Raw genomic sequence first — 23,067 nt, 5'->3', positions numbered from 1 at the left:
CTATGCCACTACTGAATTTTGAAACAGAAATTAATGCCACGCGGGAAAAAGTGTGGGACACGCTTTGGCAGGAGGAGTCTTTCAAAGCATGGGCTCCGACTTTAAACTGCTCTTACTATGAAGGAAATTTTCAGCAGGATAGCAAGATTTATTTTTTTGGTGAAGACCGCAACGGAATGTACAGTTTCGTCGAGAAAAATATTCCTGAAAAAGAGATGAAATTTCAGCATCTGGGTTGGATTAACGATGGGGAAGAGTCGCCGCAAGACTGGGAAAATTCCTGGGAAACTTATCTTTTGGAAGAATCGTCAAACGGCACACAGCTAAAAATCGAGGTTAATGCTCTGGATGAATTTGCAGATTTCTTCAGCAGCAATTATCCAAATATGATCCAAAAAGTGAAAGAACTGGCTGAATCTTAAAAACATTAAACATCCAAATCACAAAATATGGTAACAATAATTCATGAAACCGACATCAAAGCACCTGCAGAAAAAATCTGGCAAATCCTCTGGAACGACGGTACTTACAGGAAGTGGGCCAACTGTTTCTCAGAAGGGTCTACTACGAATCCGACTGGCAGGTTGGCGGCAAAACGCTTTTTCTAGATTCTACCGGCAAAAACGGTATGCTTTCTACAATCGAAACACTCAATGCGCCTTTTGAAGTGGTTTTCAAGCATCTTGGTTCTCTGAAAGATGGCGAGGAAGTGTTCAACACCAAAGAAGTCGCAGAATGGAGCGGCGCGCAGGAAAAATATATCCTCACCGAATTTCCCGGTTATACCAAACTTACCGCCAAAACGCAAACAATGCAGGAGTATGAGGATTATATGAAAAACGCTTTTCACCGGGCGTTTGAAAAAATAAAAGAACTTGCGGAAAGTGAGTAAATATCCGGCACAACTTCTGGCAATTATGAGCGGCGGCAAACCTAGCCCGGTTTGCCGCCGATTTACTTCTCACTCAGTTCACTCTGGTAATTGCGGAGCGTAAAATTCAGGATTACATCCATGATATCGCCCATCGTTTGGCACTTTTTCAGCGAATTATCGTGCAGGTAGTTGAAGATCTCATGTTTCAGTTGCTCAGTTTTTTCGGCGGGAGCAATGGTGTCTTCCTTCATGATGGCCATTAATTTTTTTAGCCTTTCAGCGCCTACAATCATTCGTTTCGCCATCAGCGAGCGTTCCTCTTTTTGGTATTGTATGATCGATGATTCCTCGATATTTTCTGAAACAAACTTCACATAATCCAGATTTTCTCTGAAAAATTGGGGCTTGTACGTGTTCATTCTGCCTTCATAGCACTGCTGGTCAAAATCTATGCTGCGGATTCTATACTTCACCTCATCAAAATCCGGGGTCATTTCAATCACAAAGTTATAAGATCTCTGGTCGCCGAGCAGTCGCAGGAAACACCGCTCATTAAACTTTACAAACTCCTTGGCAATCCTCTTTTTGTTGCTGTATTCGTTCACATACCGGTCCAAAAAAACATCTCCCGGGATTCCAGAAATATGCTCTTCAATCAGCGTGTTTTTATAAACCAGAAAATAGACTCGGTTTGGCGAGAGCAGATACTCCAGTTCCAGGCCGTAGATCCGTGATGCATCGGCTTTTTTCACGTAAAAATAATCGTGAATATCATTATCCAGATTACGGATTTTAATCCGGAACGGGCGCGAATTTCCAAACGTGCAGTAATCGATACTGTCTACCGTAAGGTGATGCGTGGCTTCCTCGTTGCCGTCGCTACGCAGCCTTTGGTAAATCTTCAGCAGGCCGCTGTTAATCTCATCCTGTTCGTGATGATGGTACATAACGCCTTCCCAAAGCGTATCTTTCCCCTGGCTGTCCAGGATCGGCCAGTGATCGGTAAAGCGCATCAAATCTTCGTACAATACCGGCGATTTCATAGTGCGATGAAACTCATCAAGATAGCCCATTAAGTCGTCATTGATGGGATAATGAATTTTCTTTTTCGAGATTTTGATGTCGCCGTTTCCTGTAGGATTCATCGTCTGGTGAATTAAAAATCTAATTTACGAATTTTTTAGGAGCAAGACGACAGGCGTATCAGTTGGCCTCACGGACCCGCTTTCCGCACTCGCTTTTTTGTTTTTTCCCCAACTCTTAAACCCCAAAAAAACAAAAAGAGCTCAAACAGATGCTCCAATCGGGACTGTCGATCACGTTTCGCCCCTTCAGCCCACAAAAAAAATCACCATTTACTAAATTACAATACCATTCAACCACTCCACCACCCAACCACTCAACCACTCAACCACTAAATTACAACCACTCAACCGCATCTTTTTATTAAATTTGCCTCACAACCTCATTTGTGAAAGACTATTACTATTTTCTTGGTGTAAAACCTGATGCTTCTGATGAAGACATCAAAAAAGCCTATCGCAAGCTTTCGCTGAAATACCATCCCGACAAAAATGCGGATGACGGATTTTTCGAGAACCGTTTCCGGGAAGTGCAGGAGGCTTACGACACTTTAAGCGACAGTGAACTGCGCAAGACCTACGATTCTAATTTCGAGGGGTTTCAAAAAACTTTCAGAAGTAATTTGCCACCCGCGATAAAAACCTTTACGGCCAATAAGATTCACGCCGTGAAAGGCGAGGAAATTACCGTGAAATGGATCACCAACAATGCGGATGTGGTCAAGATAATGCCTTTTGGGTTGGAAAAAGCTTACGGCGAACGGACTTTTAGGATTACGGAGTTTAAAGACGGAAAATTTCAGTTGCTTTTGCATGCCCACAATTCATTGCTGCGACGTACCGCCGTGCAGGGAATTACCATAACAGAGGTTTTTGAAAACGAAAAAGAAAAATTTAGAAGTGAAGCGGAGGAGATTTTTCAGCCCAATCCGAAACTGCCGGCAAATCCTGCAAATTACTCCAGAGCTTTATATGTACTGATGGCGGTATTGCTGCTTGCAGTTGCTGCCATGCTGCTTTACACCAGCACTAAGTGATTTTTTTGTTTTAAAGAATTCTAAGCCATTTTCAGCCGTCCCGGACATTTTTTACAACGCTTGCCTTTCTTGAATTTTTTGCAGCATTTCTTTTTATCACAAAACATTTCCTCGGTAGAATAATTAAATGCCGGCGCTAACGGTTTAATTTTAAATGGCGTAATCTGCGGGTTCATCATGCAAAGATAAATCTAATTTAGAATTAATCAAAATAATAATTGATCATTCTGGCGACTTTTGGCATAAAAAATCCCGTTGTCAGTCACACCAAAAAATCGTATTTTTACACATCATTTTTCTGATAAAAAATAATCAAATAAAAAGTATGAATACAACAATGTTTGTGAACCGCCACATCTCGATGAACGAAGCTGACAAAAAGGCTATGCTTGAGAAAGTTGGTGTTTCCGGAGTAGATGAACTGATTTCGCAGACCATTCCAGATTCGATCCGTTTAGAAAAAGAACTCAATATTTCCAGAGCACTTTCTGAGTATGAAATGCTGCGCCATTCCAAAGCTTTGGCAAGTAAAAATGCGGATTTCGCGAACTATATCGGTTTTGGTTATAACAATACGATTTTGCCGTCGGCTATTAAAAGAAATATTTTTGAAAATCCTTCATGGTACACGGCTTACACACCATATCAGGCTGAAATTGCACAGGGAAGGCTGGAGGCACTTCTAAATTATCAGACGGTAATTGCCAACCTGACCGGTTTTCCGCTGGCAAATGCGTCACTTTTGGATGAATCCACTGCAGCCGCAGAAGCGATGAGTATGTTCTTCGGAAGCAGAACCAGAGAGCAGAAAAAAAATGCCAATAAATTCTTCGTTTCAGACCTCGTGTTGCCGCAAACGGTTGCGGTGCTGAAAACCAAAGCCGAAGGTTTGGGAATCGAAGTGATTGTCGGAAACCACAAAACACACCAGTTCAACGAAAACTATTTTGGAGTTTTATTGCAGTATCCGGGTAAAAACGGAATTGTTTTAGACTATTCAGAAGACATTCAATCTTACAAGGAGCATCATCTTCAGGTAGCAGTGGCCTGCGATATTTTAGCGTTGGTAAAACTGAAATCTCCTGCAGAGATGGGTGCTGACTGTGCCGTGGGAACTTCCCAAAGGTTCGGCATCCCGATGGGTTACGGTGGCCCGCACGCGGCATTTTTTGCTTGTAAAGATGATTATAAACGCGACATCCCGGGAAGAATTATCGGGGTTTCACAGGATGCTTACGGAAGACGCGCATTGAGAATGGCGCTTCAAACCAGGGAACAGCACATCAAAAGAGAAAGAGCAACTTCAAATATCTGTACTGCTCAGGTTCTTTTGGCGGTGATGGCGGGTATGTACGCGGTGTACCACGGTCCAAAAGGCCTTCAATATATTGCTGACCAGATTCATTTTAAAACCAATGCTCTGGCTGGCGCCTTAAAAGCTTTAGGTTATGATGTGGTGGAAGAACCTGTTTTTGATACCGTGAAAATCAGACTTCACGAGGACGAAAAAGCAAAGCTGACGCGTATGATGCGCGACAGAAGGATCAATCTGAATTATTTTACAGAAGGGGTGGTAAGTATTGCCATCAACGAAAGCACCACCGTTAACAAGCTGAATTATCTGGTTGAAGGTTTTGCAAATTTCAAGGAAAAGCAGGCCTTTAAACTTGAATTAAAAGAAGAGTACACCATTCCTTCTGAACTTCTCCGGAAAGATGAAATTCTCACTGAAGAGGTCTTCAATAAATATCACACGGAAACTGAACTCATGCGCTACAGTAAGCGTTTGGAAAGAAAAGACCTTTCGCTTACACATTCCATGATTTCTCTGGGATCATGTACGATGAAACTGAACGCAGCAACTCAAATGCTGCCTCTGTCCTGGGGCGAATGGGGAAATATCCATCCGTTTGTACCTACGGAACAGGCGGGCGGTTACCAGGAAATGATCCGGGAGCTTGAAAAAGACCTTTCTGAAATTACTGGATTTGCGGGTACTTCGCTTCAGCCAAATTCAGGTGCTCAGGGAGAATATGCAGGCCTCATGGTCATCAGGGCTTATCATGCCGCTAACGGACAGGGACACAGAAATATCGTACTGATTCCGCAGTCTGCACACGGTACCAATCCGGCTTCTGCTGTTTTGGCAGGGATGAAAGTAGTGGTTTGTAAAAACCTTGAAAACGGAGAAATCGATCCGGCTGACTGGCAGGCAAAAGCTGAAGAGCACAGGGATAACCTTGCTGCAGCAATGATTACTTATCCTTCGACCTACGGCTTCTTCGATGCAAATATCAAAGAAATCATCAAAGTAATTCACGATAACGGCGGCCAGGTGTATATGGATGGCGCCAATATGAATGCACAGGTTGGATACACCAGTCCCGGCAATATCGGTGCCGATGTTTGTCACCTGAATCTTCACAAGACTTTTGCGATTCCGCACGGCGGCGGCGGCCCAGGTGTTGGTCCTATTTGCGTTGCGGCGCATTTAGTGCCGTTCCTTCCTTCAAATCCAAATATCAAAACAGGAGGAAAACAGGCTCTTGAAGGAATTTCAGCGGCGCCTTACGGTTCTGCTTTGGTTCTGAATATTTCTTACGCTTACATCAAGATGCTTGGCACTGAAGGTCTGAAAAAATCAACAGAGCACGCAATTTTGAATGCGAATTATCTGAAAGAAGTTTTAGCGGAGCATTACCCAATCCTTTACCAAAACGAAAACGGAAGGGTGGCTCACGAATGTATCGTAGATTTCCGCCAGTTTAAATCTCTTGGAATTGAAGTGGCTGATGTGGCCAAACGTTTGATGGATTACGGGTTCCACGCGCCGACGGTTTCCTTCCCGGTTGCCGGAACTTTAATGATCGAACCTACAGAGTCTGAAAGCAAGGAAGAAATCGACCGTTTTGCAGAAGCGCTGATCAGCATTAAAAAAGAAATCGATGAAATCGCCAACGGTGATATGCCGGCCGATAACAACGTTTTGAAAAATGCACCGCACACGGAACAGGTGGTGATTTCAGATTCGTGGGATAAACCGTACAGCAGAGAAAAAGCGGCTTATCCTTTGGATTGGGTTCGCGACCATAAATTCTTCGCATCCGTTTCCAGAGTTGATGAAGCGTATGGCGACAGAAATCTGGTCTGTACCTGTGAGCCGATTGAAGCGTATATGTAAAATTAATTTTGCTATAATATGAGTCCCGGAGATTTTTAGACTGCACCCAAAAGTTTAGACAAAATTAAACAATATTCTCAAAGGAAAGAGTTCGGTACTGTACCGGACTCTTTCCTTTGAGATTGAGTCTTATTCTATCATTGTTGTAATAGTGAATGTACTTCACTATTTCCATCTTAAGTTCCTGAATGGAACCAAACTTTCTGGTATAAAACATTTCTGATTTTATTGTTCCAAAAAAGTTTTCTATCACCGCATTGTCCAAACAGTTTCCTTTTCTGGACATACTTTGAATAATACCTTTTTCTTTTAACAAGTTTTGGTAATGTTTCATTTGATACTGCCAACCTTGATCAGAATGTAGAATGATGTTTTGTGTAGATTTTACTTTTCTGAATGATTTCTTTAGCATCCTGATGATTTGGCTAAACACAGGTCTTTCAGATAGGTCAAAACTGACAATTTCACCATTAAATAAATCGATGATTGGAGATAGGTAAAGTTTATTACCCGATACATTAAACTCTGTAACATCAGTTGCCCATTTCTGATTAGGAGTGTCCGATTTGAAATTCCTCTGTAGAACATTGGGCGCAATTTTCCCTTGCTCTCCCTTGTAAGATTTATATTTCTTCACTCGGATAATACTCTTTAAACCTAATATTTTCATAAGTCGTAAAACAGTTTTGTGATTAATCAAAATTCCTTTTTCTTTCAAAAGCAAAGTAATTCTTCTATAGCCCAACCTTCCTTTGTGACGATGATAAATCTGCTTAATCATTTCTTTTATTTCCGCATATTTATCTTTCATTTGAAATCGTTTTTGATAGTAATAAAAACTGCTTCTTGCCATCGATGTACAATGCAGCAGTACTGCTAAATCAAAGTCCTGCCTTAACTCTTCGATGGCTTTGGATTTTTCCTTTCCTGAATTAAGGCGTCTAACTTTTTTAAAATGGCGTTCTCGGCTTCTAAATAATAAATCCTCTCCAACAGTTCTTCCTCCCTTGTTAAGGGTTTGCCTGTTTTCTTTTTTTTTCGCTTGTAATTACTCATGGTTTTAGGTCTTCCCCTGGGTCTGTTTTCTAAACCTAAAATACCATTTTTTTTGTAATTACGCTGCCAACTAAGAATACTGGACTCCGCAGGAATATTAAACCTTCTCGACGCTTCTTTTAAACTTAAATTCTCTTTCTCAATTACTGATAAAATCTTTAATTTAAAATCTTTTGTGTAATGCGTATTGGAAAGCCGAACAAGTCCTGAAACTCCATAAAGTTCATAAAATTTTATCCATTTACGAACCAATGAACCACAAACTCCAATGCGTTTTCCTAAATCGTCTGTTCCAATGTCACCTTTGTGATATCTCTTTATAGCTTTTAATTTAAAGTCTACTGAATATTTACTTTTCCCCATAAAAAATGCCCCTAAAAAGTGTCTAACTTTTTGGGGGCAGTCCATTTCCGGGATTTTTTTATATTTGAAAAATATGAAACAGCCATTCATCATACTTTTAATCTTACCATTCTTTGCTTTTTCACAAGCCAATAAAAAATTACCGCTTCACAAGGTGTCTTATTCTTCCACAATCTTAGATGGGAACAAAGATGTCTGTAAAAAATATTTTGAAGCTGATAAAAGTAACGGAAAAGCAAAAGACAGTATAATAGGCCACACCAGAAATTTGATTTTGCAGGACGGTTATTCAGAAGCAGATTTTTACGGAGACCTTTTAAAATTTCAGCCTGAATTTCAAAAAAGATTAAAAATTCCTGCTGATGTAAAAGCTGGTGAAAACAGAATAAGAATCTGGGTAGGTTTTGCAGGAAATTATGAAAAGATTGAGAAACTAAAGGTTTCTGATGACAGAGTTGCAGATCATATGGTTTCGTTGGTCAAATCTCAGGAAATCATAAAGGTAATGCCGTTCGCGAAATGTCAGCGTCCGGTTAGAGAGCAAATTTTGATATCTGTTTTTACTGAAAATAATTAAAGTAACGTATTAGGTTTTCAGCATGGCTAATTTATTTCTATTGCTGTAAGTTATATTTATGAAAAACAGTTATAGGCTTACAATTGATGACTGGCTTTACCCCACAATAAAATGAACTTAAACCAACTCTACACCAACCGCCGCACTGGCAACCACGGTGCTACTTCCGCTTCCCGAACAGATTTTCAGCGCGATTTCGACCGTATTATTTTCTCATCCGCGTTTCGTAGACTGCAGAACAAGACACAGGTTTTTCCGCTCCCGGGCAGTGTTTTTGTGCATAACCGGTTGACACATTCTTTGGAAGTTTCTTCTGTTGGCCGAAGTTTGGGAAGTTTGGCCGGCGAATTTATTGTTCAGAATTTCTCAAATGAACTGTCAGACGACTCCAAAAACTTTTACCTTCATAATCTAAGCAATGTGATTGCAGCGGCCTGCCTTTGTCACGACGTTGGTAATCCGGCTTTTGGGCACTCCGGGGAGGATGCGATCGCCAGTTATTTTGAAAGAAATGAATCAGGTTTAAAAGAAAAATTTAATGAAAAAGAGTGGGCCGATTTGGTGAATTTTGAGGGAAATGCCAATGCGGTCCGGGTTTTGACGCACAAGCAACAAGGCAAAGACGACGGCGGAACCCAATTGACGCACACCACGCTTGCAAGCATCGCGAAGTATCCGTGCGAAGCCGTTGCCAAGAAAAAAGGAATTCTGCACCGCAAAAAGTTTGGCTTTTTTCAAAATGAAAAGGAAACCTTCCTTCAGATCGCAAATTCCGTGAATATGATTCCGGAAAGTAGCGAGCCTACGATTTTTAAGCGTCACCCTTTTGTGTGGCTTGTGGAAGCGGCGGACGATATCTGCTACAACATCATCGATATGGAAGATGCTCACAGATTGGGAATTGTAGCAACTTCAGATATTGAAGATTTGTTTTTTGAACTGATAAAATCTGAAAATCAAAATCTGGAGAGGGTTATGGTTAAGCGAAGTACGCTGACTAATGCCAACGAGAGAATTTCTTATTTGCGGGCAAAAGTCATCAATGCGCTCATCAATACATCCATAGAAATTTACCGTGAAAGTTTTGATAAGATTTTGAACGGAACTTTGCACCTGGCGCTTTTGGATTCGTATAAAACTGTAAATCCGTCACTACAGGAAATTGAAAGTTTTTCCATTGAAAAAATATACGGCCACCGCTCTGTTGTGGAGATTGAAAATGCTGGCTATAACGTCATGTACGAGTTGCTGAACCATTTCATCCCACCAATCATCAAAGATAAATCCGAAAGAAAATCATATGATAAAAAAGCACTCCAGCTGATGCCGCAGCAGTTCCATTATGAAGACGGAACCGTTTATCAGAAAGTGCTGGGTGTTCTGGATTTTGTGTCTGGCATGACGGATAATTTCGCCACAGACCTTTACCGTAAAATAAAAGGTATTGATATCGGCATGACGGTTTAATCTGATTTTAAATCAGAAAAAATCTGTAACTTTCAACAGAGAAATCAGACTAATTAATAAACTTAAAAAACTCTAAATTATGTCATTAATCGGAATTGTAGCCTTTCTGGGGCTCATTATTTTATTCGCTTCTTTCTTTATTGTAAAGCAGCAAACAGCCGCTATTGTAGAACGTTTCGGTAAATTGCAGTCGGTGCGCCATGCCGGTTTTCACCTCAAGATTCCGTTAATTGACCAGATTTCAAAAAGAATGAATCTCAGGATTCAGCAGCTGGATGTCATCATCGATACAAAAACTTTGGATAATGTTTTCGTCAAGATGAAGGTTTCCGTGCAGTATCAGGTAATCCGGGAACAGGTGGCTGATGCATTCTATAAATTGGAATATCCGGAAGGACAGATCACTTCCTACGTTTTCGACGTGGTGAGAGCTGAAGTTCCAAAAATGAAACTCGACGATGTCTTTGTGAGAAAAGATGATATCGCAATTGCTGTAAAAGGCGAGCTTCAGGACGCGATGCAAAGCTACGGTTATGACATCATCAAAGCTCTGGTTACCGATATCGACCCGGATGAGCAGGTAAAACACGCCATGAACCGTATCAATGCCGCAGAACGCGAAAAAACCGCTGCGGAGTATGAATCTGAAGCTCAGAGAATCAGAATTGTTGCTGTGGCAAAAGCTGAAGCAGAATCGAAAAAACTTCAGGGCCAGGGTATTGCTGACCAGAGAAGAGAAATTGCAAAAGGTTTGAAAGAGTCTGTAGAAATGCTGAACGACGTCAATATCAACGCAGCGGAAGCTTCGGCTTTAATCGTGGTGACGCAGCACTACGATACCCTTCATTCCGTAGGTTCCAATAACAGAAGTAATTTGGTTCTGTTACCAAATTCGCCGACTGCAGCGAGCAATATGCTGAACGATTTAGTGGTTTCCATGGCTGCAACCCAACAGTTTGCTGACTTGGATAAGAGTAAACTTCCAAATCCACCGGACAGACACAGTCATTAATTTAATTTTTCATTTTAATAAAAATATTGCCCCGAAAATTTCCGGGGCATTTTTTTATGACTTGAATTTGATTTTACCTGTTAATAATTCAAAAAACATCCTGAAATCTGAAAGTAACGACCAAAGCGGATATTTAAAAGTCGCCGGTGTATTTTTCTCGAAAACTGCATGCGAGAACCAGGCGAAACCATAACCCACAATCGGCAAATACCACAGGAAGCGTTCTTTACCTGAATAAATCACGAAACCTAACACCCAAAACACCAAAAACGTCCCGACAAAATGAAAGATCCTCGTCCACATTTTGCTGTGTTCGGTAAGGTAAAACTGATAAAACTGCGGAAATGATTTGATTCTTTCGCTCATAAATAGTTTGTGAGAAGGAGATGTGAGATTAGTCCCTGCTACTTCAAGTCACCATTCAAATCCTGTTCCAGTTTGCTGTGTTTAACGCCGTAACAGAAGTATATAATCAGCCCGATAGCGAACCAAAGCAGAAACCAGAACCAGTTGTTGTGCGTCATTCCCGTCAAAAGATAAAGACATGAAGACAGCCCGAGCAACGGAATCAGATTTAAATTTTTGGTAAATGAAAGATAAACCAAAACGAAATTGATCAGAATATAAACCGTCACCGAAAGCCTGAATTCGCCCTCTGCCGGATCGCTCCATTCCAGAATATTGTGGAAAAATTCCGGCTGCCAGAAATAGAAGCCAGCCAGCCCACCAAGGAACAGAACCGGGAAAATGAATTTTGAATTCACATACGGCAGGTGGAAACGGCCTTTCAGTTTTTCTTTTTGCGGCATCAGAAGGATTCCTCCGTTTACCAGAACAAAAGCGAAAATCGTCCCGATACTGGTGAAATCCAGGATGAAAGTTTTATCCGTAAAGAGGATGGGAAGACCCACCGCAATTCCGGTAACAATCGTCGCGAAAGACGGTGTTTTATATTTAGGATGTATTTCTGAAAATTTCTTCGGCATCAGCCCGTCGCGGCTCATCGCATACCAGATTCTCGGCTGTCCCATCTGAAACACCAGCAACACCGTCGTAATAGCCACAATGGCTGTAATTGAAACCACAAATTCCATCCACGGCAAGTTTGCGTTATCCGGAGAGAAGATGAATGCGAGTGGATCACCAATGCCTTCAAACTTTTTGTAATGCACAATACCGGTGAGGATAAGGGTTAATGCCATATAAATTACTGTGCTTAAAACAAGCGAAATAATCATTCCTCGCGGGAGATTTTTTTGTGGATTTTTCGTTTCTTCAGACAGAACACTCAAAGCATCGAACCCAATGTAAGCAAAGAAAACTCCGGAAACCGCAGCCATCACTCCGGAAAATCCGTTCGGCATAAAGCTTTGTACGCCCTGCGCATTCGTCGGGGTCCAGTTGTCTGCATTGACATAAGCCACGCCTACTGCAATAATCAGGAATATCACCGCCAATTTCAAGATTACAAGTAAATTATTGAAATTTTTACTTTCTTTTACTCCGATATACACCAATCCTGTAATAAAAGCATTGATAATCAGTGCGGGAATATCCACGATAAATTTCAGTCCGCCAATGACGGGGGCGGAGTTCCACGCATTGACAAGCTCGGAATTTTCGGAGCCGCTTTCAAAAGCTTTTTTAGCTTCGGGATAACTGGTAGAAAGGAAATCAGGAATGTGAAAGCCAAGCCTTTCCACAAAACTTGTAAAATAATCAGACCAGGAAAATGCCACATATATATTCCCGAAAGAATATTCCATAATGAGTGCCCACCCAATAATCCACGCAATCAGTTCCCCAAAACTGGCATAAGCATACGTGTATGCACTGCCCGCAGTAGGTATTCTGCTCGCAAATTCCGCATATGAAAGTGCTGTAAAACCACATGCGATACCGCAAATGATATAAAGTGAAATAACGCCGGGGCCGCCCCTGAAAATGGCTTCGCCCAAACTGCTGAAACTTCCTGCACCGATAATGGCCGCAAGCCCAAAAAATACAATATCCCAAACGCCAAGAACCCTGTTGAGTCCCGTAGAATGGTCGTTTTCATTATAGCGTTTCCTTCTGAAAAGTTGGCTCATAGTTATTTTTGAAAAAACAAATGTAATTAAAATTGTTTTTGTTGATATAAAAAACCGTTTATTGCTCTTAATTTATAATGAAAACCACGCTTTTTATGAGTAAAGAAAATTTATTTTTAAATAGAATAAAAACATCGCTTTTACATTGTTTTTTTAAGAAAAGTTTAACGTTATCCACATTTCCACAATAAGCTAAAAACTTGTGCAGGCAATATCTTTTGTATATTTTCGTTGGTTAAATGTGGCTAATTTCCTGGCTGCACATTCCTTGATATTAAAAAACTTTTTTGAAAAACAATTTTTAATGAATTCAAAAAAAATCATCGTTTCCGCTGCGTTTTTATATTTCGGATTTTCCGGGGCGCAGCAGTCTCAATATTTCAGCGCCAAAGAAAGTTACCGTTTCGACCTGGCTGAAAACCTCTACCAAACTAAAATTTATAACGCCTCCCAGTTCGAATATGCCCGCCAGTACTTCTACAACCAGAATCTTTCAAATTCAGAGAAAGAGATGGCGCAGTTTTTCGATAATGTGATTGGCGTTATCCTGCAGAAAAACCACGCTGAGGAAGGTCTTGACGCTTTTATGCGCCAATACCCGAATTCAGCCTATTTTGCCCAGGCAAACTTACCGCTTGCTGATTTTTATTTGACTAAAAAAGATTTCGGAAAAGCACTGGAAACTTTGCAGAAAGTCAATCAGTATGAGCTCTCAAAAACTGAAAACACAGAGTATATCCTGAAATTGGGTTATGCCAAATTTATGACCGGCGATTCCAACGGCGCAATCGAAGCGCTGGAAGAAGCGTATAAAAATGCCGACGTTCAGGCCAGGGGAGACATCGCCTATATGCTCGGCCACCTTTATTACGCTGACGGGCAGAATGATAAAGCGTTCAGCTTCTTCGATTCCATCAAAAATGAAGAAAAATATGCCAAGCTGGTTCGTCCCTATTATGTACAGCTGGCCTTCAATGATAAAGATTACGACCGGGCCATCTCAGAAGGAAATTCGCTGCTGAATGAGAACATTTCCGAATCGTATCGGGCTGAAGTTCACAAGATTATCGGGGAAAGTTATTTTATGAAAAAAGACTATGCTTCAGCATATCCGCACCTTAAAATTTATTTGGATAAACAGCAGAATCCAAGTGAGAGCGACCTTTATGAAATGGGTTTTGTAGCAGCAAACCTGAAGAGATACGACGAGGCGGTTTCCTACTACAACAGGCTGATCAACAGCAATTCGGCGATGGCGCAAAACGCTTATTACCAGCTGGGGAATGCCTATCTGCAGACCAACAATAAGCAGGAGGCACTTTCTGCATTTCGGTCGGCGTATCAGATGAGTTATGATGCGAAAGTACAGCAACTCGCACACGGGCAGTATGCAAAATTGAGCTACGATATCGGGAATCCTTTTGAAGCCGCTCCTACGGTCATTCAGAACTATATTGACAAATATCCGGGAAGCCAGATGAATGCTGAAATGCGCAGCTTATTGGTGAAATCTTATCTGTATTCTGGTAATTATAAGGAAACTTTGGCGGCAATAGACAGACTCCCGAATTCATCGCCGGAAACGGATAAAGTGGATCAGGAAGTTTCTTTCCTTCTTGGGACTGAAGAATTCAACAAAGGGAATTATGACGAAGCTGAAAAATATTTTATGCGAAGCCTGGAATTTCACCAAAATAAAGAGTTCAATAACCGCGCAACTTATTGGCTGGCGCAGACTTATTATCACAAAAATAATTTCCCGTCAGCGATTACAAGATTTGAAAGGTTAAAATCTGAAGAATTTCCGGAAAAGCAACAATTGAATTATGATTTAGGCTACGCTTATTTCAAATCAGGAAAATTTGAGGAAGCGCAGGCGCATTTCAAGGAGTATTTAAAAAATCCAAACCCGGAATTTAAGTCCGATGCTGAACTTCGCTTAGCCGATACATATTACGCCAATAACCAGCTGAATGACGCTATCGCGATCTATGATCAAACCGATAATGCCAGCGATTACACACTTTTCCAGAAGGGAATGGCGCTTGGATTCAAAGGAGATTCTTTGGCAAAGATTGAGACTTTAAAAAACCTTATTTTAAAATATCCGAATTCGGAATATGTGGATGATGCCAATTACGAAATTGGTGTCGCTTACTCCTCGAATGATGATTTCGCCAAATCTAATGAATATTTTGAAAGGGTGATTAAAAACAGTACTGACAAAGATTTAGTCGCCAATTCGCAGATTTACCGTGCGCAGAATTACATCGACCAAAGCCAGCCTGAAAAAGCCTTGGCAGAACTGAAATCGTTAGGGAATCAGTATAAAAACACCGCTTACGCTTCGAAAATCGTACAGGCTGCAAGACCGATATATGTAAAGAACGGTGATGTTGCAGGTTATCAGGAATTTGCCAGAAGTTTGGGCGTGAGGATCGATGCTTCCGAACTGGACGAAATCAACCTGAATTCGGCAAAACAGTTTTACGTCAAAAAAGATTATAAGAGCGCGATTCCGCTTTATGAGAAATATTTAACCCAAAACCCTACCGGTGACGGCCTTTACCAGGCGCAGTACGAGTTGGGCGAAAGTTACTATCAAACCAAAAACACCACAAAAGCCCTTCTGATCTTACAGGAAGTTGCCAATGTACAGAACGATTATCAGGAAGATGCTCAAACCAGGGTTGCACAAATTTATCTGGCGCAGGGCAATACTTCTGAGGCTAAAAAATATCTGGAGCCTTTGTCGAAATCATCAAACGCTACCATTAAAAACTTTGCAAACATCGAGCTGATGAAACTTTTTGCTGAGGAAAAGAATTTTTCTAAAGCGGAACAGTATGCTGATTTGGTTATAGCCAATTCCAAAAACTCGGCCTCGATTCTGGAAAGTGCCAAAGTCATTAAGGCCAGAGCTCTGATGAACAGTGGAAAAGATAAAGACGCGCAAACTGCATACGCTTCGCTGGAAAAATCTTCTAATACGGAAGTTGCGGCTGAAGCTCTTTACGCAAAAGCGTTCTACCAAAACAAAGCAAAGGCTTTCAAAACTTCGAATGAAACCATATTCAAACTGGCAAACAATTATGCCTCCGAAGAATATTGGGGTGCAAAAGCGCTGGTCATCATGGCGAAGAATTATATCGGTTTGAAGGACAGTTATCAGGCGAGTTACACTGTGGATCAGATTATCGCAAACTATCAGGACTTTCCGGATGTGGTAGCCGAAGCGCGTGAAGTTAAAAAACAAATTAAGTAAATTTTAAAATTTGTCACCTTGAGCCTGTCGAAAGGCCGAATCTCATTAATTATGAACAGAAACATTCAGAAAATATTTTTACTCGGACTGCTCGTATCATCTACAGCCGTTTTTTCCCAAATTCAGGAAGAGCGGCTTATTCTCAACAAAAAACGGGAGCCCGAAGTAAAGAAAATTGAAAAGAAGAAAACCTCGGTAGAAACCATAAAAAATTATCCGCCGGAAGAGAAATCTGCGGTGCCGGTAGAATACGAGATTACCAATGTGCCGGCGGTTTCAGACTTCAAGACTTCTACCATTCAGGGCGAGGATCTTTCACCGAAGTTCGATTCAGAATTGCAGAAAAATTATTTCAGACTCGGTTACGGTAATTACGGGAAGTTTCTGGCAGACGGTAATATATCCGGTAACCTTCAAAATCAAATGGAAGTTGGTGCAAATGTTCACTATATTTCCACCGAGGGGCTGAAAAAAGAATATCCATGGTCATCAAAGCAGAGCAGTGCGGCGCTGGGCGGTTTTCTTACTTCTTATGGCGAATCCGGAAAATTCAACCTTAATGCGGAATATAACCTTATTGACTACAATTATTACGGAATTTATGCACTACAGCCAGCTGCTGACGTAGATCTGTCACAGAAAACCAACCAGTTTACAGTCGATGGGTATTATGACTTTTATACGAATAATATTCTGAATGACGCACGGGTTAAATCTTCATTTTTGGGAGATAAATTCGATGCAAAGGAGAGCAATGTTTCAGCGATGCTCAATCTATCAAAACACGCGGTGCAGCTTCCTGCCAACGGTATCACGATGAATGCGGATTTAGGGTTAGGCATCGAAACTTTGAACTCGGAATTTGCGATTTTAAATAAAAACTACAGCAATTATTTCAATGCCGATATTGCGCCAAAAGTCACTTTCTTCAGTGGTAATTCTTACGTGATGCTCGGCTCATCATTTTCATTCCTTAATTCAAAAAATAAGAATTTGCTGACGACGGATGAGGTAAAATCCAATAAAGCTTACTGGTTTCCAAAAGCGGAGATTCTATACGCCGCCACGGAAGAATTCAAGTTCTACGCCGGTGTTGACGGTGGCTTGAAGATGAATTCCTACGCGTCGATGCTGCAGGAAAATCCTTATCTGGTTTCTGACCAAGTCATTAAGCCAACAGAAACCAAATACAATATTTACTTTGGGTTGAAAGGCGACCTGAACCAGAATCTGAAATTTGATGTAAATGCAGGTTTTGGAAAGGTAAAAAATATTCTGCTCTACGAAGCTAATGGCCTTTTTGATAACAATGCTACGCTGAACAGGTCTGCGTACAATTTTGCAAACACATTTTCAGCCGTTTACGACAACGGGAACGTGAGCACGATCACCGGAAATTTGCAGTATTACCCGCTGGCAAACCTTACACTGGAAGCCGAGCTTAATTTTGCATCTTACCGGCTTGAAAACCTTGAAAAAGCTTACAACAGGCCAATGGTAAAAGGGACTTTGGGCGCAAAATATACAATGCTCGACAAAAAACTTCACCTTGGTTTCAAAGGATTTTTAATGAGCGAAAAGCCGACCAACTCGTTCCAAATCGTGGAGACACCTAATCCAAATGTTTCCAACAGCACGATTTACCAAAATGTAGAGAACCGAAATGATAGCGTTGCCGGCCATGCAGATTTTAATCTTTCCGCAGAATACAAAGTTCACAAAAATTTCAGTATTTTCGCGCTCGGAAATAATTTGATGACCCAAAAGTACGAGACCTTCAAAGGATATAAAGTGCTTGGTCCGCAAATTTTAGGTGGAGTAAAGATTTCATTTTAAGTAAATGTGCAAGAGAAGTTCACCACTTCCAGAAATGTGATTTACCGGGCCCATAGTTTAATGGATAGAATTAAAGATTCCGGTTCTTTAGGTTGAGGTTCGATTCCTCATGGGCCTACAAAAAACTGCTGTACAGAGCAGTTTTTTTTGTTTCATGCGAATTTTATAAGTTTTATAGGGTAATATCTAATCTTTAAAGCTTACGAACCTATCACTTTTCTGTAATTTTGTGGCATGAAAAACAGAATTCAATTCTCTGAAAAATATAACGAGCTCACCGCTCACGAACACAGGCTTTTGGATAAAGCAGCAGTTTTAGTGAAAAAATTCGTAGAACTCTCTCCGAAGATCAGCAAGACAAATTACAGGACCAGAGATGCGCACGCCAAACGTTACGCCGATGTTCACGGGACTTTGAAAATCAACTCGGTGGCTGATGCGAATTTTAAACAGATTTTTAATGAAAGCTCGTACACCGCAGTAATAAGGATTTCCAATGCGGCGATGCAGGTGACAGCGGGTAAGGACGTGGCGCCGGCATATGGTTTTTCAATCAAGTTGCTCAAGTTTAAAGACAGTAAGGAATTCAATCTGCCCTTGGTGAATTTTCCGCTGTTTCCGACGAATTCTGTTTCTAAATTTTTAAAACTTTTCATCGCTTTGAACAGTTATAAAATTTCCAAAAAACAGTATGGTATTCTTGGAAATTTTAAAATTCCGGGTGTTTTGATCAAATTAGGCAGTACAGTCCCGGATGCTTTTAAAAGTCCGGTTTTAAAAAATATGATAAAAACAGCCTTTAACAAAGATAAAAATCCTTTGGCCTTCACCTTTCATTCCGTGGGTTGCTACAGGATGGGCGATTATATCGTTAAATTTATGCTGGAACCGCCACGGGACAAGGCACTTTCAAAAAAATTAAAAAATAAAACTCAAAAAGAAGCCGTCCACGAAATTTTCCTAAAAAACAAACTGGTCTATTCTCTTAAGATGCAGTATTGCCGCAATGAAGAATTGGTAAATGACCTCACGAAAATGTGGCCAAAGAAAAAATTTATTGAAATAGGGAAGTTAACAATAGAGCCGGAATCTTTTTTAAATCCCGAAAAAGCGGAAGTGCTTTCCTATAATCCCTTTGATAATCCAGAATTTCTGATGCCGGTGGGCAGAATGCAGAAAACACGTGAAAAAATCTATAAAGTTTCTGTGGATACCCGCCGGATAAAAATTTAAAACCGTTCCAAAACTTCTGTACACAGGATGATTTGTTTCATATTGATTGGTGTTTGGTGATTTGCTACCTTTATTCAAGTAAAATAAAAAAGTCAAAACACATTATTATGGAAAGTCATATTTTAATTAACGAATTCCCTGATCAGGCACAAAAGATCGCAGATTTGAAAGTAAATGACGCTGAATTCCTGAAAATGTATGTGAATTATGAGGAAGTGAATGCACTCATTCAACACTACGAAGAAGGCGAAGTAAACCATACAACTGACGAACATCTGACGGAACTGCGCAGAAAAAGAGTTCATCTGAAGGACGAAATTTATTCATATCTGCAGAAAAACTGATTTTTAAAGGACAATTCAAATTTATTGCAAAGCGGCCGGTGAAGCCGCTTTTTTGTGGCATAAATTTTTCTATGGTTTCTGAAAAGTAATCCTGTGAAACAGCTTGGCGCGTTTTTTTTGGTTTTAATGATCTGTTCCTGCAGCGAGAACACAAAATTTACTCAGCTCAAAAAAGATATCGACAAACTAAGCGGTGCATATGCTGAAAATACGAATTCACAAAAAGATACCGTACCTGAGCCACAAATTTCTTCATTACAGCCCAATCTGAAATCCGGGAATCCCAATGAAGTTTTTTATAACACCGGCGAGCGGCGCGAAGATTTAGTGAATTTTTCTAAACAGTTTATTGGTACACCTTACCTATACGGTTCAACCGATCCAAAACAAGGTTTGGACTGTTCGGGATTTATAAATCATGTATATAAAACTTATTCCTATAATGTGCCCCGTTCGTCAAAAGATTTCGTGAATTTTGGCCGGCAGATTGATATCAACGAAGTTAAAAAAGGAGATTTACTACTTTTCACCGGAACAGAAGAGGGTTCGTCCGAAGCCGGACACATCGGCATCGTGATCACACCAAACGGAATGAATTCCGAGTTCATCCATTCTTCCAGCGGAAAAGCCAACGGCGTGACGACAACTTTGCTCTCCGAACCACATTACACCAAACGCTTCATCAAAGCCATCTCTGTCATAGATTAAAAAAGATAATGACACGGCGCGAGCGCAGCGAGCGCCAAAGCATCCGCCATATAAAGCGACCTAGGAGTCCGCCGTTTAAAGCGACCTTGGAGCTTTTTGCGTTAGGAAAAAGTTGTAATGAAGCGTTAAAAAAGATTTACTGTTTGAGCGCGCTTTTCGCTTCTTAATAAACAGAACCTTCTATCGCGCGAGTTTTAAATCTTTTAGCGTAATGAAAACTTTTTTAGCTAAAAAGATCCAGTCTTGAATTTTTGGTTCTTTTGTTTCAAGACAAAAGAACATTACTAAAATACGTTTACGAAAAAATTAAAATTCGTACAGCGGAAAAACGCAACAGCATAGATTAAAAAAGATAATGACACGGCGCGAGCGCAGCGAGCGCCAAAGCATCCGCCATATAAAGCGACCTTGGAGCTTTTTGCGTTAAGAAAAAGTTGTAATGAAGCGTTAAAAAAGATTTACTGTTTGAGCGCGCTTTACGCTTCTTAATAAACAGAACCTTCTTTCGCGCGAGTTTTAAATCTTTTAGCGTAATGAAAACTTTTTTAGCTAAAAAGATCCAGTCTTGAATTTTTGGTTCTTTTGTTTCAAGACAAAAGAACTTTACTAAAATACATTTACGAAAAAATTAAGATTTGTACAGCGGAAAAACTCAACAGCATAGATTAAAAAGGTAATGACACGGCGCGAGTGCAGCGAGCGCCAAAGCATCCGGCATATAAAGCGACCTTGGAGCTTTTTGCGTTAAGAAAAAGTTGTAATGAAGCGTTAAAAAAGATTTAATGCTTGAGCGCGCTTTACGCTTCTTAATAAACAGAACCTTCTGTCGCGCGAGTTTTAAATCTTTTAGCGTAATGAAAACTTTTTTAGCTAAAAAGATCCAGTCTTGAATTTTTGGTTCTTTTGTTTCAAGACAAAAGAACTTTACTTAAAATAATAATTGAAAATTTAAAAAACTCAGCCTTTTCCTTAATTACTTCCAAAAAAACAAAAGCTGTTCTTCAGGTATTATCAAAAAGTTAATTTTTCAACTTTTTATTATCAATTCATTAATTATCACTACTTTTGCACCGTCAAAAAAAGAATATGCAGAACATCAGAAATATTGCGATCATCGCACACGTTGACCACGGGAAAACCACTTTGGTTGACAAAATCATCCACGCAACCAACATCTTCCGCGAAAACCAGGAATCAGGCGAACTGATTATGGACAACAACGATCTGGAACGCGAACGCGGAATCACCATCCTTTCCAAAAACATTTCCGTAACGTACAAAGACACAAAAATCAATGTGATTGATACCCCGGGCCACGCCGATTTTGGTGGGGAAGTGGAAAGAGTTCTCAAAATGGCCGACGGTGTAATCCTTTTGGTGGACGCCTTCGAAGGACCGATGCCGCAAACCCGTTTCGTTCTGCACAAAGCGCTGGAATTGGGCTTGAAGCCGATTGTCGTAATCAATAAAGTGGACAAACCAAACTGCCGTCCGGAAGAAGTTCACGATCAGGTTTTTGATTTGTTCTTCAACCTTGATGCGACTGAAGAACAGTTGGATTTCCCAACATTTTACGGCTCTTCAAAACAGGGCTGGTTCAACACAAGTTTAGAGCCTGCAGCAGATATTACACCGCTTTTGGACGGAATTTTAAAATATGTTCCGGAGTCTAAAGTTCAGGAAGGAAACCTGCAGATGCAGATCACTTCGCTTGATTATTCTTCTTTTCTTGGTAGAATTGCCATCGGCAAAATTACCAGAGGTTCCATCAGCGAAAATCAATGGATCGGGCTTGCGCAGGAGGGAGGAAAAATTGTAAAAGGAAAAGTAAAGGAATTATATGTATTTGAGGGACTGGGCAAGAAAAAAGTTCAGGAAGTTCAGGCAGGAGATATTTGTGCGGTAGTAGGTTTCGATGCATTCCAGATCGGCGATTCATTCGTTGACTTTGAAAATCCCGAGCCGATGCCCAGAACTGCGATTGATGAGCCGACTTTGAACATGACCTTCTCCATCAACAACTCACCGTTCTTTGGTAAAGATGGAAAATATGTAACTTCAAACCACCTGAAGGAAAGACTGGAAAAAGAACTTGAGAAAAACCTGGCATTGCGCGTTCAGCAAACGGATGATGCAAATACTTTCCTCGTTTTTGGACGTGGTATCCTTCACCTTTCTGTTTTGATTGAAACGATGAGAAGGGAAGGTTACGAAATGACGATCGGGCAGCCGCAGGTTATTTTAAGAGAAATCGACGGTGAAAAAATGGAGCCTTACGAATCGATGGTGGTGGATGTGCCGGAAGAATATGCTTCCCGTGTAATCGATCTTGCCACTCAGAGAAAGGGCGATCTTCATATCATGGAAACCAAGGGCGAAATGCAGCATTTGGAATTCGAAATTCCATCCAGAGGGTTGATAGGTCTTCGTTCTCAAATGTTGACCGCAACTGCCGGAGAAGCCATCATGGCGCACCGTTTCTCGGAATACAAACCATTCAAAGGGGCCATTCCCGGCCGAAGCAATGGGGTTCTGATTGCTAAAAACCAGGGGCAGGGAACTGCTTATTCCATCGAAAAACTTCAGGACAGAGGCCGTTTCTTCGTAGATCCGGGCGAGGAAGTTTACGCGGGAATGATCGTAGGCGAGCAGAACAAACCAGGCGACTTGGTGGTGAATATCGTTGAAGGTAAACAACTCAACAACATGCGTGCAGCCGGAAAAGATAAAGACGGCAACATCGCTCCAAAAATTCAGATGTCGCTGGAAGAATGCATGGAATACATCCAGGCCGATGAAGCCATCGAAGTAACACCAAATTTCATCCGTATGCGTAAGAAAATCCTCGCCGAAGAAGACAGAAAACGCGCAGAAAGAATGGCGAAATCGGAATAATTAAGACACATATCATTGCGGTCGGAACCAAGTGGTGCGCGGCAATG

17 protein-coding genes and 1 tRNA gene are annotated in these 23,067 nt (G+C 40.9%); 14 read left to right on the top strand and 4 right to left on the bottom strand.

The features are described from left to right. Window positions 1-2: 2 nt before the first annotated feature. Together CKV81_RS03550 and CKV81_RS03545 are read left to right on the top strand one after the other, a co-directional pair. The gene (locus tag CKV81_RS03550) at window positions 3-422 is read left to right on the top strand and encodes an SRPBCC domain-containing protein (RefSeq protein WP_095070478.1); all 420 of its coding nucleotides are present in this window, start codon (window positions 3-5) and stop codon (window positions 420-422) included. A gap of 113 nt (window positions 423-535) precedes the next feature. Further along, a complete protein-coding gene (locus tag CKV81_RS03545) occupies window positions 536-892 on the top strand; it encodes an ATPase (RefSeq protein ID WP_095070476.1) in 357 nt (118 codons plus the stop codon). Between the two features lie 62 nt (window positions 893-954). On the opposite strand, the gene CKV81_RS03540 is transcribed toward CKV81_RS03545, so the two are convergent. Beyond that, window positions 955-2,019, bottom strand: coding sequence for a hypothetical protein (locus tag CKV81_RS03540; RefSeq protein WP_095070474.1), 1,065 nt, complete (start codon window positions 2,017-2,019; stop codon window positions 955-957). A gap of 326 nt (window positions 2,020-2,345) precedes the next feature. Between CKV81_RS03540 and CKV81_RS03535 the strand changes: the two genes are divergently transcribed. Continuing rightward, window positions 2,346-2,993, top strand: coding sequence for a J domain-containing protein (locus tag CKV81_RS03535; RefSeq protein WP_095070472.1), 648 nt, complete (start codon window positions 2,346-2,348; stop codon window positions 2,991-2,993). 325 nt (window positions 2,994-3,318) lie between these two features. Beyond that, window positions 3,319-6,174 carry an aminomethyl-transferring glycine dehydrogenase gene (gene gcvP / locus CKV81_RS03530; protein ID WP_095070470.1) on the top strand — a complete coding sequence of 952 codons (2,856 nt, stop codon included), beginning with the start codon at window positions 3,319-3,321 and terminating at the stop codon, window positions 6,172-6,174. A gap of 64 nt (window positions 6,175-6,238) precedes the next feature. Here gcvP and CKV81_RS03525 read toward each other — a convergent pair. After that, window positions 6,239-7,593 (bottom strand): IS3 family transposase gene (locus tag CKV81_RS03525; RefSeq protein WP_095072675.1). Its coding sequence is split into 2 segments (ribosomal slippage): window positions 6,239-7,119 and window positions 7,119-7,593, totalling 1,356 coding nucleotides; the frame shifts between segments, so codons are not numbered across the junction. A 73-nt stretch (window positions 7,594-7,666) separates the two neighbouring features. Here CKV81_RS03525 and CKV81_RS03520 point away from each other — a divergent pair. From CKV81_RS03520 to CKV81_RS03510, 3 genes are all read left to right on the top strand, one after another. Next, complete coding sequence (locus CKV81_RS03520; protein ID WP_095070468.1) at window positions 7,667-8,170, top strand: hypothetical protein; 504 nt, start codon at window positions 7,667-7,669, stop codon at window positions 8,168-8,170. Window positions 8,171-8,281: 111 nt separating this feature from the next. Next, complete coding sequence (gene dgt / locus CKV81_RS03515; RefSeq protein ID WP_095070467.1) at window positions 8,282-9,637, top strand: dGTP triphosphohydrolase; 1,356 nt, start codon at window positions 8,282-8,284, stop codon at window positions 9,635-9,637. 79 nt (window positions 9,638-9,716) lie between these two features. Further along, entirely contained in the window at window positions 9,717-10,649 is a 933-nt protein-coding gene (locus CKV81_RS03510) for an SPFH domain-containing protein (RefSeq protein WP_095070465.1), read from the top strand. 54 nt (window positions 10,650-10,703) lie between these two features. Here CKV81_RS03510 and CKV81_RS03505 read toward each other — a convergent pair whose 3' ends face one another. Together CKV81_RS03505 and CKV81_RS03500 are read right to left on the bottom strand one after the other, a co-directional pair. Next, window positions 10,704-11,015 carry a DUF962 domain-containing protein gene (locus tag CKV81_RS03505; RefSeq protein WP_095070463.1) on the bottom strand — a complete coding sequence of 104 codons (312 nt, stop codon included), beginning with the start codon at window positions 11,013-11,015 and terminating at the stop codon, window positions 10,704-10,706. A 38-nt stretch (window positions 11,016-11,053) separates the two neighbouring features. Then, a complete protein-coding gene (locus tag CKV81_RS03500) occupies window positions 11,054-12,739 on the bottom strand; it encodes an APC family permease (RefSeq protein ID WP_095070461.1) in 1,686 nt (561 codons plus the stop codon). A 304-nt stretch (window positions 12,740-13,043) separates the two neighbouring features. Between CKV81_RS03500 and CKV81_RS03495 the strand changes: the two genes are divergently transcribed. From CKV81_RS03495 to typA, 7 genes are all read left to right on the top strand, one after another. Further along, window positions 13,044-16,004 (top strand): tetratricopeptide repeat protein, encoded by a 2,961-nt coding sequence (locus tag CKV81_RS03495; protein WP_095074200.1) that lies wholly within the window; start codon window positions 13,044-13,046, stop codon window positions 16,002-16,004. Window positions 16,005-16,055: 51 nt separating this feature from the next. After that, window positions 16,056-17,840, top strand: a complete 1,785-nt coding sequence (locus tag CKV81_RS03490) for a TonB-dependent receptor (RefSeq protein WP_095070458.1) — start codon at window positions 16,056-16,058, stop codon at window positions 17,838-17,840. Window positions 17,841-17,886: 46 nt separating this feature from the next. Beyond that, window positions 17,887-17,958: transfer RNA gene (locus tag CKV81_RS03485), tRNA-Arg, on the top strand. A 116-nt stretch (window positions 17,959-18,074) separates the two neighbouring features. Further along, window positions 18,075-19,073 (top strand): catalase family protein, encoded by a 999-nt coding sequence (locus CKV81_RS03480; protein WP_095070456.1) that lies wholly within the window; start codon window positions 18,075-18,077, stop codon window positions 19,071-19,073. Between the two features lie 107 nt (window positions 19,074-19,180). Continuing rightward, window positions 19,181-19,417, top strand: coding sequence for a YdcH family protein (locus tag CKV81_RS03475; protein WP_095074198.1), 237 nt, complete (start codon window positions 19,181-19,183; stop codon window positions 19,415-19,417). 93 nt (window positions 19,418-19,510) lie between these two features. After that, entirely contained in the window at window positions 19,511-20,125 is a 615-nt protein-coding gene (locus CKV81_RS03470; protein WP_095070453.1) for a C40 family peptidase, read from the top strand. Between the two features lie 1,086 nt (window positions 20,126-21,211). Then, on the top strand, window positions 21,212-23,020 hold the full coding sequence (typA, locus tag CKV81_RS03465; protein ID WP_095070451.1) for a translational GTPase TypA: 1,809 nt from the start codon (window positions 21,212-21,214) through the stop codon (window positions 23,018-23,020). The last annotated feature ends 47 nt before the right edge of the window (window positions 23,021-23,067 follow it).

It is taken from the genome of Chryseobacterium taklimakanense, assembly GCF_900187185.1.
GTDB lineage: Bacteria > Bacteroidota > Bacteroidia > Flavobacteriales > Weeksellaceae > Planobacterium > Planobacterium taklimakanense.
This window is presented reverse-complemented; position numbering and strand designations above follow the sequence as displayed.